This is a genomic window from Xylophilus rhododendri (genome assembly GCF_009906855.1).
GTDB classification, from domain to species: Bacteria; Pseudomonadota; Gammaproteobacteria; order Burkholderiales; family Burkholderiaceae_C; genus Xylophilus; species Xylophilus rhododendri.
The window spans coordinates 4,350,803-4,362,294 of sequence record NZ_CP047650.1 but is presented as its reverse complement, the minus strand read 5'-3'; the positions used below and the strand labels follow the sequence as shown (position 1 = coordinate 4,362,294).

The following is an 11,492-nucleotide window of genomic DNA, read 5'->3' as shown; positions in this document are numbered from 1 at the left end:
GAGATCCACATGCGTAAAACCTTCCCCGTCGCCCAGCCCTTCTCCGAAAGCGAGCCCCTCGCCATCAACCGCCAGGCCGTCGAGTCCAACCAGGTGGCCGAGATCGGCTACGACCCCGAGACGAAGACCCTGGCCGTCACCTTCACCCGCGGTCAGGCTCTCTACCAGTACCCGGACGTCGAGCCGGAGAAGCATGCCGAGTTCATGGCTGCCGAATCGAAAGGCGTCTTCTTCGGCGCGCACATCAAGCATCTGCCGTTCAAGAAGTTCAAGCTGCCGGAGGTGGCCGCGTGAGTTCGCTCAACAAACTCAACGCCGCGAAGATCATCCGGCGCCCCGACACCGGCCCGGTGATCCGCCTGTCGGCCCTGCGCGTGCAGGACGGCTTCAACGAGCGCACCCCCGGCCCAGAACTGGAGGCGCACATCGAGGCGTTGAAACGCCACAAGCTGGCCGGTGGGACATGGCCTCCGATCCTGATTTCGCTGGAAGACAAAGGCGGCCTGGTGCGCGATGGTCACTGCCGCACCGAGGCGACCCGCCGCGCTCTGGCCGAGGACTCGAGCATCGCTGATGCCGATGGCGAGGTGTGGATGCGCTTCGACGTGTTCACCGGCAACGACGCCGAAGCCGTCGCGGCCATCGCGCAAACCAACGCCGGCTTGAAGCTCGCCCCGCTGGAGCTTGGCCGTGTCTACAAGCGGCTGGCGGCCTTCGATTGGCCGGTCTCGCGCATCGCCACGAGCATGCAAAAAAGCGAGGAGCACATCCGCCAGATGCTGCTTCTGGCCAATGCCAACACGGACATTCAACGCATGGTGCAAGCGGGCACGGTGAGCGCGGCAGAGGCGGTGAAGGCAGTTCGCAAGCGCGGCGCCGAGGCTGGGCAGGAACTCGCTGCACGTCTGGAGGCTGCGCAAGCCAAGGGCAACTCCAAACTGGTGGCGCTGAACGACGGGCAGCTGTTCAAGGCTCTGGAGCGCGGCGTCACGGTGACCTCGTTCGATGCCGCAACGGGAGAAATTCGACTGCAGGCCAAAACGTCGAACGGTGTTGGCGCCGGCGACCTTCGCTCGATTGCCAAGTCGTTGGCGGAGGCTGCGTAATGAACAGCTCCGAGAACACTCAGAACAATTTCATAACCTCGACGATCAGCTCGACGACGTCAAAGCCATCGCTCAGCCAGTCGAGCCAGCTCCGTGACTTTTCCTGCGGCGCCGGGTCTGGCCCGTTGGTACCGAAGTGCATTGCCGCTCCTGCGCGTGGTCAGGACTCGAAATATACGGGTTTTCACGTAGCGCCGGGACGCAATGTTGACTGCGCAGCAAACCGCAGCCTGAGGGGCGCAGCAGAGAAGGCTGCCCCTCGGATGGCTAGGATCACCTGTCCGGAAGAGCGCCAGCGGCTGACCACGGCGGCAGAAAGCTGTTCACTTGGAGCCAAGGGAAGGCTTCAAATCCCAACGTGCGCGCACGCGCTCAGCCGCAATGCACAGCGCTCGCCAAACCTGCTGTCGCACCGGCGGTGCAACAACGATCTGCCAATTGCAAGGATCGTCCAAGGTGGGCCAACGCGGGCCCGGCGTGAACTGGATGCTGCTGTCCAGGAACTCAGGCTGCCCCAACTCGTCGCGCACAACGCGCCCGATCTCAGCGGTAATTTCCTGTGCCGACTTTCCCAACCGACTCATCTTTGGCTCCAAACTTATTGTCTTGAGCTGGATACGTCGGGTCGTCTCATGCGGATGCAGGCATCCGACTTGCCGAAGGGGATTTCGCAGGCAACTCAGCCGGACGCGGCGTCAGTACCGCGAGCTGAGCACATCCATGTCGGCAGCCAGGCTCTTCGCCAATTCGTCCAGCCTGTCGCACTCAGCGAATTCGGCATCCCGCGGAGCCGGCTTTTCGCCCCGGGCCGCCTGTGCCAAGCGCGCATTCATCTTTGCCCGCTCTCGTTGAGCTTCGCCTGTGACAAGTTCCCATCGGCCCCGCAGCCGATTCCAGGCGTCGTACACGGGATCTTTTCTGGTCATGGTCGCATTCACCTGCAACGGTGCCACCCAGAACACCTCCGAAGCTCTCGTCGCGTTACAGGCCTACGACCCACCGGCTTGCAGGACCAGACCCACACCGCGCCAGACGGGCGTCGGGCGGCGGAAAGGAGCGCCGCATGAAGCGCGATGCTTTCACCATGCCGCTCGGCTTCGCCGACGAGCTCATCATCGACAACTTCGCCGGTGGCGGCGGCACCAGCACCGGCCTCGAAGCCGCATTCGGCCGCCCCGTGGACATCGCCATCAACCACGATCCCGAGGCGCTGGCGATGCACGCCATCAACCACCCTCGCACGCTGCACCTGCTGGAGAGCGTCTGGGACGTGGACCCGATCAAGGTCACGAAGAATCAGCCGGTGGGCCTGGTCTGGCTTTCGCCCGACTGCAAGCATTTCAGCAAGGCCAAGGGCGGCACGCCGGTGGCGAAGCACATCCGCGGCCTTGCCTGGGTGGGCATGCGCTGGATCGCCCGGTGCAAGCCCCGCGTGATGATGCTGGAGAACGTCGAGGAGTTCACCACCTGGGGCCCGCTGCTGGTCGGCCCGGATGGCCTGGTCCGCCCGGATCCTGCCAAGCGCGGCAAGACCTTCGAGAGCTTCGTCCGTCAGCTGCGCGCCCACGGCTACCAAGTCGAGTGGCGCGAGCTGCGCGCCTGCGACAACGGCGCGCCGACGATCCGCAAGCGCCTGTTCATGGTGGCGCGCCGCGACGGCCTGCCCATCGTCTGGCCCGAGGCTACTCACGGCGAGCCCACCAGCGCGGCGGTGCTGGCCGGCAAGCTGCTGCCCTGGCGCAGCGCCGCCGAGTGCATCGACTTCACCCTGCCGGCGCGCAGCGTGTTCGACCGCAAGAAGGCGCTGGCCGACAACACCCTGCGCCGCGTGGCGAAGGGCCTGTGGCGGCACGTCCTGACCAGCCCGAAGCCCTTCATCGTGGGTGTGGGCGGGCGCATGGGCCAGAGCCCGGCGCGCGGTGTGCACCAGCCGGTCCAGACCATCACCTCGAAGGCCGACTCGGCGCTGGCCTTGCCGGTGTTGGCACCCATGATCCTCGGTGCCGGTGGGCCTGAATACGGCGGCAGGCCGGTCGCAGCTGACCGCCCGTTGGGCGCGATGACGACCGAGAACCATCGCGCCGTCGTGGCACCCACGCTGCACCCGCTGCGCGGCACCGACGAACCGCATCTCAACGGCGATGACGTGGCCGCACCGCTCTCGACGATCTCGGCCGGCGGCACGCATCACGCGCTATCTGGCGCGCACCTGATCACCGTCGGCTATGGCGAGCGGCCAGGCCAGGAGCCGCGGGCCCTCGACATCGGAGCACCGCTAGGCACGGTGGTGGCCGGCGGCGTGAAGCATGCCGTCTGCGAAGGCGCCTTCGTCACCAAGTTCCGCGCCAACAGCGTCGGGCACGACCTGCAGGAGCCGCTCCACACCGTCACCGCGAACAGCTTCGTGAAGCGGCCCGGCGGCAGCGTGCCGCTGGGGCTGGTGGCGGCGCACCTGGTGGACATGGGTCACGGCGAAGGCAAGGACGGCACGAAGCGGTTCAGCCACGGCATCCGCAGCCTTGACGTGCCGCTGAACACCGTGACCGCAAGCGGCGCCACCAGCGCCATCGCGGCCGTCTGCCTGGAGCAGGCCAATGGCGGCTTCTACGACGGCGACGGCCGTGCAGCCGATGCGCCGATGTCCACCATCACCGCAGCCGGCAGCAATCAGCGCCTGATCACCGCCTACTGCGTGAAGTACTACTCCAGCGGCGGGCAGTGGCAGGGTCTGGCCGAGCCGATGCACACGCTGCCGACGAAGGGCCGGATGGGCCTGGTGCAGGTGGTGCAGGTATCGGCCGACTGTCTGGCGCCCGACTTGCGGGCCCGAGCCAAGCAGTGCGCCGAGTTGCTGCACCTGTACCTGCCGGAGCACTTTCCCGAGCCGGCCGACCTGGTGCTGGTGGGCGACTGGGTGCTGGTGGACATCACGTTGCGGATGCTCAAGGCGCCGGAGCTGTTCCTGGCCCAGAGCTTCCCGCCGGGCTACGTGATCCACGAAATCCCGGACCCGACCCTGCTGTTCGCCGGTGGCATGCAGGCGACGGAGCCGCTACTGGCGCCCCGCATTCCGCTCACCGCGACCGCCCAGGTGCGCATGTGCGACAACAGCGTGGCGCCGGCCCAGGCCGAGGCCCTCGCCCGCGCCAACTTCGCCCACGAAGCCCAGATCCACGGGCGCGCTGCCGCATGACTCCCTCCCAAGGAAACAACATGGAAAACATCCCTATGAGCGGCGCCGCTCCAGCACTTCGCCCCGGCTACGAGTATTGGGACAAGCTCTGCAGGCTCCCTGCCTTCAGTTTCATCCTCTTGTGCGGAGGGGTTCGGCGCGTTTCGGACGAGTCCGGCAACTGGATTGAGCGCCCATCGGCCCAGGCTGTCATGGACGATGCCCAGACCGAAATCAACGTGCTGCGCGCCGCCCTCCAGACCTACGCGGAAGGCGCCGCCGGCGCGGTCGCACGGGCCGCCCTGGCGGGTGAAGCATCCGCGTCTGCAGCCGCTCCTGCCGTGGAGTCCGGCAAGGGAGCGCCGAGCGAGCGCCAGGACGCGATTGCCGACTCCAATTACGCGGCAGGCATGCTGCTGGGCTGGAACCTCTGCACGGAAGGCAAACAAGAGCAATTCAACCGCATCCGCAGCCAGCGCATGGCCGGCGCCTGCGCGGTGGTTCGACAGCCCGAGCAGGCTGCACCGGCAGGAGCGGAGCATCCGGATGCCCTCCAGGCCCGCATCTGGGCCGCCGGCTGCGCGGCCTTCGGCATCGAGTGCATGGAAAGCCTGCCCGACCGGCGCGGCCACTTCTTCGAGGAGGCCATCGAGGTGGCGCAGGCGGCCGCCATGTCCGAGCAGGAGGCGCACCAGCGGGTGGCGCACACCTACAGCCGCCCCGTGGGCGAGTTGGCGAAGGAAATCGGCTCGGTTGTTGCCACGTTGGGCGCACTGGCGCAGGCCAAGGGCATCGACATGATCGCCATGGCGGAGGCCGACGTGGCACATATCTGCCAGCCGCATGTCCGCGACAAGATGCGTGCCCGCTACGCAGCCAAACCGAAATTCGACGCAGCTATCGCTTCTCAAGCAACCAAAGGAGCGTGAGCCATGAACGCCAAGACTGAAACCGTCATCTTGCCGAGTTCGCCGCTGGCCGCCGAACGCAAGTCGGTCACCTGCTGGGTTGGCCGCGATGGCAGCCTCTGGAGCGACGATGCTCACGGGGAGCGCATGGCACGCTATTGCGGCAGCACGCACGGCGCCTGCGCCGACTGCGGCGCGACCTGCGACAAGGGCTACGGGGTCTGTGACGCCTGCGGCGCCCGACGCAAGCTGGAACGCTACGCCGCTATGCCACGTAAGGCATGGGACGGCCACCAGATGCTCTACAGCGAGGCGAAGGATCGCTACTTCCAGGACATCCAGGATGCCACGGAAAACCTCGACGAGGGCGAGTCGCTTACCGGCCTGCGCCTGGTGCTCTGCGATCCGAACCTCCCGCGCCAGCTGGACGAAGACTTCTTCTGCGACGAGCTGCCGGAGGACGGCGACTGGCACAGCTTGCCGAGCGACCTTCAGGAAGCCGTCGAGGCCTACAACAAGGTGGCGGCCTCCTGCGCACCCCTGTCGTGGAGCTCTGGCAAGTTCGCGCTTCTGATCGAGGACGCCACCCCCAACAAAAGCCCAATGGATCAGATGGCAGAGAAGGGAGAGAGCCATGTCTGACCGGAAATACATCGAGGCCACAAGCGCGATCAATGGCGACCTCTGCGACTTCTCAAACCGATGGACGCTTGACGGCGACTACCTGCGCTGCAGGTTTTGCAACCGGGCGCAAATCACCAACTACATGGACAGCCCCTTCCCGCACGCCGGTAGCTGCAAGCCCACCCGAGTGCTGGAGCCGCAACCCTGGCGCACCTTCCTGGCCCTGACAACCGAATTGGCCCGACTCGCAGCCCCTCAGGCAGATGGCCTGGGTGGGAAGGGAGGCGGCAATGGCGTGCAGTAAAAAGCGCGCGGCTTGTCTAGCGCCGCATCAGCTCCAGTTATCCGCCTTCTCGCACCCACAGACGCGCAGCAATCCTTTGCTCCACGGTGAAGTCAGCAAGCAGCGCTTGCCATTCGTGCGTCCAAAGGGTGGCAGAGTTGGCTGGGCGGAAATACACCGGACGGGGATCGTCTACCGGGCCGTCCCGCGGCGCTTTGCACGGCTCCAAGTCAATGTCGAAATAAAGCTGCGTACCGCCAATGTGCACCAAATAGTGAGCCGTAACCGACAACGACGCAACTGGTGCTGCCTCTTGGCGAAGACCGGAAATGTCCATGGCTTTATAAGGGCTGTTAACCCGGCGATTGATAACACATGCGGCTGCGATCAGCCGATAACGCGTTTACGCCATAGCGAACTAGTCGGATTGCGATATCCCGATTACGAAAAATGGGATAGCCAATCAGATCCGGTTGAATCAATCTCGAGCCCGCGCCCAAACCTGCGCGGATTTGCGTTGCTCTTCGGAGAATTCGCTGAGCCCGATGTCCCAGTTGGCCAACAGAGGCACCCCGTCGGTGTCACAGCGAACGAAATAGATCGGTCCCGTGCCGAGGGCGCCGCGGCTGCAGCGCTCGCCCTGGGCCGTCAGGTAAACCTGAGCCTCGCCGATGTTGATAAGGTATTCAGCGGGCATGGTCAAACTTTTAAAAATACTGTTGGAGGTTGGTTCACGCTACCGGTTCAGCGTCTCAGCAACCTAGCAATCGCAGTTCTGCAGAAAGAGAGTGCGACCACCGGAGAGATCAAAACGATCGGGGGGGCAATTTCCACCGCCGAGGGGTGTCTGAGCGCGCGCGTCGATATGCGCGGGTCAGTCTTACTACAAATGTCTGACCGCAAGCTGACCCTGGTTCAATCAGAGTCAAAACCTCGGCATGCTGGTCAGCCAGGAATCTGCAGCCGCATCGGACGAGTCCGCCAATCGGCTGCCACCAAATGCTTTTGGCTCGACCACGATTCGATTGACGAGCCGGCTTGGTCCCCAGGCATACACCAGGTTGGCATAGGCCGCGGCCATGGCTCTGTCCGCGCCCACTTCCTCGAGCTGACCAGCAGTCGCATTGTCCGTGTCGAGTTCCATCCGGCACCAACGCACAGCGGCCAGATAGCCGTCGGCGCCGTATCGCACTGCGCAGATCCGGTATATAGCATTGACGGGACTTTCCATGCAGGAACGAGTATGCCGCACACAGCTGCCACTCAGCCGCCCCCAGCCCTGCCGCACCGAGTGCAGCTCGGCCGCACCGCTGGCTGGCGCATGCCAGCCAACACCGTGAAGGTCGATCGCACCACCATCTGGGGCAATCCCTTCCGCGTCGGCGATCAGGTCGATGCTGGGCACGGCACGGTCGAGATCAAGGATGCCGCCACGGCCGTGGTGCTGTTCCGCGATCAGCTTGACCGCGATGGGGGCTACCTGGGCCATACCGCGCGCCGCGGCTCTGCTCACGTCTGGGTTTCCACCGACGACATCCGGCGCGAGCTGCGCGGCAAGAACCTCGCATGCTGGTGCCGCTTGGGCACGCCTTGCCACGCTGACGTGCTGCTGCAGCTGGCGAATGCGGCGCAAGGAGAAGGCTGATGTCCGCTCAACCACTAGCCGACGAATTCCTGACCCCGAGCGAGGTCAAGGCGCTGGCCGACACCGCGAACATCGACGAGCAGGAGCGCATCCTGGCCGCCGATGGCATACCCTTCCGGCGCCGCGGCAGGCGTATCCTCGTCAGCCGTTTTCACACCCGCGAATGGCTTGCCGGCCGCGCCGTCACGCCCTCGCGCGGGATCAGCCTCGCACTGGTGAAATGACCGGCCAATACCCCAACCTCCGATCCGTCACGCGCCGGCGCAAGTCGGGGAAAGTGGTCGTCTACTATTTTTACGACCGCCGGGCTTGGAGCGAGGCGGACATTCCGCTCGGCAAGGACTTCGACGAGGCCGTGAAGCGTTGGGATGAGATCCACCACCAAGCTCCGCGCATGGTCGGCACCATCGAGGAAGCGTTCAAGGCCTGGGAGGCCGAGGTGCTGCCCACTTACACGAACCACCACACCCGCGAGGGCTACACGAAGCAGCTGCGCCGGATCCGGCCGACGTTCGGCCCGGGCACTTGGGACCAGGTCGACGTCCCGCTGCTTAAGGGCTATCTGCGAGCACGGAGCGCCAAGACACAAGGCAACCGCGAGATGGCTCTTCTATCGCTGATCTGGAACTGGGCCCGAGGCGAGGGCTACACGACCCTGGTGTGGCCGGCGGCCGGCATGGAGCGGTCCGGCTGGAAAAACAAGGAGAAGCCGCGGCGCATGCGCGTGCGCGATGAGATCTGGAATGCCATCCGGTACGAAGGCGACCAGGTGCTGCACGACTGCATGGACCTGGCCAGCGCCACCGGCATGCGCCTGACCGACTGCATCACCGTCCTCATGCCCCGGACCGACATCCTGCACCTGGAGGCCAGCAAGACCGGGAAGGAAGCCGAGTGGGATCTCAGCCTGTCGGCAACGCTGCCCGATCTGCTGGCCCGGCGCCGCGCCCTCGGCGCCGACCACCTCATGCTGCTATCCACTCCGGACGGGCGGCCGGTGAACCTGAAGATGCTGCGATACCGGTGGGACACGGCCCGGGAGCGGGCTGCGGTGAAGGCCTCTCTCGCGGACGATGGCCAAAGCGTGGCGGCGATTCGAGCGCTGTTTCTGCGCGACGGCAGGAAGCGCGCAGCTCAGAAATCCGGCAGCTTGGAGGAGGCTTCAGACCTGCTGCAGCACGACGACAAACGACTCACGGAAAGGCACTACGGAGCCGTCAGAAAACTCAAGCCAGTGGCCTGAAAAAGCGTTCCGCAAACGTCCATCCTCGCTGGAGGCCGGACCTCCACAAATGCGGAACGTTTAGGCCAAAAACCCGCGCCAATGCTCAATTTTTCCAGGGACTCAAAATCCCCCGCCGCAAGGCGTGCCGGTTCGATTCCGGCCCCGGGCACCATGGCAGTCTGGCGGTCATCTCCACCAGATCCGCGCCATGAGTCGCAAGGCCGCCGGATAACTTTCCGCGAGCAGCGTAAGCTCGTGCATCCCCCAACAGGTGCCGGAATGCCGAGTAGAAGACAAATCCTCTCCGCCCTCGCCGCACCAGCCCTGCCGCTGGCAGCCGCCGCGGCCGATGCGCCGGTGCGTATCGGCATCATCGCCACCTACAGCGGGCCCTATGCCGACTACGGCCGGCAATTCGATGCCGGCATCGCGCTGTACCTCCAGGAACACGGTGAAACCCTGGCCGGCCGCGGCGTGGAATTCATCCGCAAGGATGCGGCCGGGCCGGCACCGGAGGTGGCGCGCGGCTTCGCGCAGGACCTGGTCGGCAAGGAACGCATCGACATCCTGACCGGGCTGGATTTCAGCACCTACGCCTATGCCGTCGCGCCGGTGATCACGCAGGCCAAGATTCCCACGGTGGTGATGAACGCCTCCTCGTCGGGCATCACCGCAGCATCGCCCTATATCGCCCGGGTGTCGTTCACGGTGCAGCAGGTATCCGATCCGATGGCGCGCTGGATGCTGCGCAACGGCATCCGGGACGCTTTCACGGTGGTGGCCGATTTCACTTCCGGCATCGATGCCGAGACGGCCTTCGCCGCGGCTTTCATCGGCGGCGGCGGAACCATCGCCGGGCAGTTCCGGGTGACGCTGGACAGCAGCGACTTCGCCGCCTGCATCCAGCGCATCCGCCAGGTGCGGCCGCGCTCGGTCTTCTTTTTCTTTCCGGCGGGCGCCATGCCCATGGCTTTTCTGAAGGCCTGGAAACAGTCGGGCGTGGAAGAACTCGGCGTGCGGCTGTTCGCGACCGGCGACGCCACCAGCGATGCCTATCTGGAAGCGACCGGCGACGTGGCGCTCGGGCTGATCACCAGCCATCACTACTCCTACACCCACGTCTCGCCCAAGAACCAGAAGTTCGTGGCCGACTTCGCCGCCCGCTTCGGGCGGGAGAGGCGGCCGAGTTATTTCGCGGTGACGGCCTACGACGCGATGGCGGCGATCGACCTCGCGCTCAAGCGAACCCGGGGCGATCTCGGCGGCAACCGGATGATGGAGGCGCTGCGCGGCCTGCGCTTCGAAAGCCCGCGCGGTCCGATCGAGATCGATCCGGCCACCCGCGACATCGTGCAGACGGTCTACATCCGCAAGGTGGAGAAGGTCGAGGGCAAACTCGTGAATGTCGAATTCGACCGCTTCGAGCGGGTGAAGGATCCCGGCAAGCAGGCCCGCTGAGCCCCGCCCCCTGGCCTCGATCCTGCTTGAGAGCCGCCACACTCCTGCCGCCGCCGGACCCACCCGCATGAACCCCCTCCCCACCCCCTGCCGGACACGCCGCCCAGCCCGCAGTTCCGGTATTACGACCTCGTGATGGCCGCGTTCGTGGCGGTGCTGCTGTGCTCCAACCTGATCGGTGCGGCCAAGGCGGCCGAGGTCACGCTGCCCCTGCTCGGCACCGTGACCTTCGGCGCGGGTGTGCTGTTCTTCCCGATCTCCTATGTCTTCGGCGATGTGCTCACCGAGGTCTACGGCTATGGCCGCGACCGGCGCGTGATCTGGGCCGGTTTCGCGGCGCTGGTGTTCGCGGCGCTGATGTCGGCCGTGGTGTTGGCGCTCAAGCCTTCGAGCGATCCCTTCAACGCCGGCTACCAGGCGCATCTGGAGGCCGTGTTCGGCAACACGCCGCGCATCGTGGCCGGATCGGTGATCGCGTTCTGGTGCGGCAGTTTCGTCAACAGCTATGTGATGGCACGCATGAAGGTCGCCATGGCGGGACGGGCACTGTGGATGCGCACCATCGGCTCGACCCTGTGCGGCGAACTGGTCGACTCCAGCCTTTTCTATGTGATCGCGTTCGGCGGCATCTGGCCCCATCACCAGTTGCTGGCGGTGGTTGTGGCGCAGTACCTGCTCAAGACCGGCTGGGAAATCGTGATGACTCCCGTCACCTACCGGGTCGTCGCCTTCCTCAAGCGCCAGGAGGGCGTGGACGTCTACGACCGCCACACCGACTTCAACCCCTTCAGCCTCAAGCCATGAGGACGAAGCGCTGTCCTGCCCAGCCGTTTTCCGGCTGCGATTTGCGTGCAGTCCGGGCCGGTGCGCCGGGATAGCCGACCGGGCTCTCGGGCGACAGCGCTTCGGCGCGGCGGCGTTCGGCCTTGCGGTCGAGCCGGTCAGCGGAATCCAGGGCCTCGAATTCGCCCATCTGGGCTTCGCGTTTCGTGCCGCGTTTGGTGGGAAGTTTCATGCGGTGTATGGTCTCGCCACGACCCAGCCCCAACAGCCAGCGGGCGCCGTATCGCG

At 65.5% G+C, this 11,492-nt stretch carries 15 protein-coding genes; 11 read left to right on the top strand and 4 right to left on the bottom strand.

The features are described from left to right. The first annotated feature begins 9 nt into the window (after window positions 1–9). The gene (locus GT347_RS20095) at window positions 10–294 is read left to right on the top strand and encodes a KTSC domain-containing protein (RefSeq protein ID WP_160553887.1); all 285 of its coding nucleotides are present in this window, start codon (window positions 10–12) and stop codon (window positions 292–294) included. Beyond that, window positions 291–1,106, top strand: a complete 816-nt coding sequence (locus GT347_RS20090; protein ID WP_160553886.1) for a hypothetical protein — start codon at window positions 291–293, stop codon at window positions 1,104–1,106. Before GT347_RS20095 ends, GT347_RS20090 begins: the two co-directional genes overlap by 4 nt. Window positions 1,107–1,125: 19 nt before the next feature. Here GT347_RS20090 and GT347_RS27865 read toward each other — a convergent pair whose 3' ends face one another. After that, window positions 1,126–1,248, bottom strand: coding sequence for a hypothetical protein (locus GT347_RS27865; protein ID WP_268236183.1), 123 nt, complete (start codon window positions 1,246–1,248; stop codon window positions 1,126–1,128). A gap of 921 nt (window positions 1,249–2,169) precedes the next feature. On the opposite strand from GT347_RS27865, the gene GT347_RS20085 reads away from it, so the two are divergent. Genes GT347_RS20085 through GT347_RS20070 form a run of 4 tightly spaced genes read left to right on the top strand, consistent with a single transcriptional unit; the run spans window position 2,170 to window position 6,114 of the window. Continuing rightward, a complete protein-coding gene (locus GT347_RS20085) occupies window positions 2,170–4,299 on the top strand; it encodes a DNA cytosine methyltransferase (RefSeq protein ID WP_160553885.1) in 2,130 nt (709 codons plus the stop codon). Between the two features lie 20 nt (window positions 4,300–4,319). Beyond that, a complete protein-coding gene (locus tag GT347_RS20080) occupies window positions 4,320–5,207 on the top strand; it encodes a hypothetical protein (protein WP_160553884.1) in 888 nt (295 codons plus the stop codon). A gap of 3 nt (window positions 5,208–5,210) precedes the next feature. Then, window positions 5,211–5,828, top strand: a complete 618-nt coding sequence (locus tag GT347_RS20075) for a hypothetical protein (RefSeq protein WP_160553883.1) — start codon at window positions 5,211–5,213, stop codon at window positions 5,826–5,828. Beyond that, window positions 5,821–6,114 (top strand): hypothetical protein, encoded by a 294-nt coding sequence (locus tag GT347_RS20070; RefSeq protein WP_160553882.1) that lies wholly within the window; start codon window positions 5,821–5,823, stop codon window positions 6,112–6,114. Before GT347_RS20075 ends, GT347_RS20070 begins: the two co-directional genes overlap by 8 nt. Window positions 6,115–6,571: 457 nt before the next feature. Here the strand turns inward: GT347_RS20070 and GT347_RS20065 are convergent, their stop codons facing one another. Both GT347_RS20065 and GT347_RS20060 read right to left on the bottom strand, forming a co-directional pair. Continuing rightward, on the bottom strand, window positions 6,572–6,790 hold the full coding sequence (locus GT347_RS20065; RefSeq protein ID WP_160553881.1) for a hypothetical protein: 219 nt from the start codon (window positions 6,788–6,790) through the stop codon (window positions 6,572–6,574). 228 nt (window positions 6,791–7,018) lie between these two features. Further along, entirely contained in the window at window positions 7,019–7,324 is a 306-nt protein-coding gene (locus GT347_RS20060; RefSeq protein ID WP_160553880.1) for a hypothetical protein, read from the bottom strand. Between the two features lie 90 nt (window positions 7,325–7,414). On the opposite strand from GT347_RS20060, the gene GT347_RS20055 reads away from it, so the two are divergent. The 5 genes from GT347_RS20055 to GT347_RS20035 all read left to right on the top strand — a co-directional run bounded on the left by GT347_RS20055 (window position 7,415) and on the right by GT347_RS20035 (window position 11,225). After that, window positions 7,415–7,738, top strand: a complete 324-nt coding sequence (locus GT347_RS20055) for a DUF4326 domain-containing protein (protein WP_229722399.1) — start codon at window positions 7,415–7,417, stop codon at window positions 7,736–7,738. Further along, on the top strand, window positions 7,738–7,962 hold the full coding sequence (locus tag GT347_RS20050) for a DUF4224 domain-containing protein (protein WP_160553879.1): 225 nt from the start codon (window positions 7,738–7,740) through the stop codon (window positions 7,960–7,962). Before GT347_RS20055 ends, GT347_RS20050 begins: the two co-directional genes overlap by 1 nt. After that, window positions 7,959–8,981, top strand: a complete 1,023-nt coding sequence (locus GT347_RS20045; protein WP_229722398.1) for a site-specific integrase — start codon at window positions 7,959–7,961, stop codon at window positions 8,979–8,981. Before GT347_RS20050 ends, GT347_RS20045 begins: the two co-directional genes overlap by 4 nt. A 261-nt stretch (window positions 8,982–9,242) precedes the next feature. After that, the gene (locus tag GT347_RS20040; RefSeq protein WP_160553878.1) at window positions 9,243–10,421 is read left to right on the top strand and encodes an ABC transporter substrate-binding protein; all 1,179 of its coding nucleotides are present in this window, start codon (window positions 9,243–9,245) and stop codon (window positions 10,419–10,421) included. A 135-nt stretch (window positions 10,422–10,556) separates the two neighbouring features. Then, complete coding sequence (locus GT347_RS20035; RefSeq protein WP_160553877.1) at window positions 10,557–11,225, top strand: queuosine precursor transporter; 669 nt, start codon at window positions 10,557–10,559, stop codon at window positions 11,223–11,225. On the opposite strand, the gene GT347_RS20030 is transcribed toward GT347_RS20035, so the two are convergent. Then, complete coding sequence (locus tag GT347_RS20030) at window positions 11,215–11,436, bottom strand: hypothetical protein (protein ID WP_160553876.1); 222 nt, start codon at window positions 11,434–11,436, stop codon at window positions 11,215–11,217. The two genes, GT347_RS20035 and GT347_RS20030, sit on opposite strands and share 11 nt — an antisense overlap. Between the last annotated feature and the right edge of the window lie 56 nt (window positions 11,437–11,492).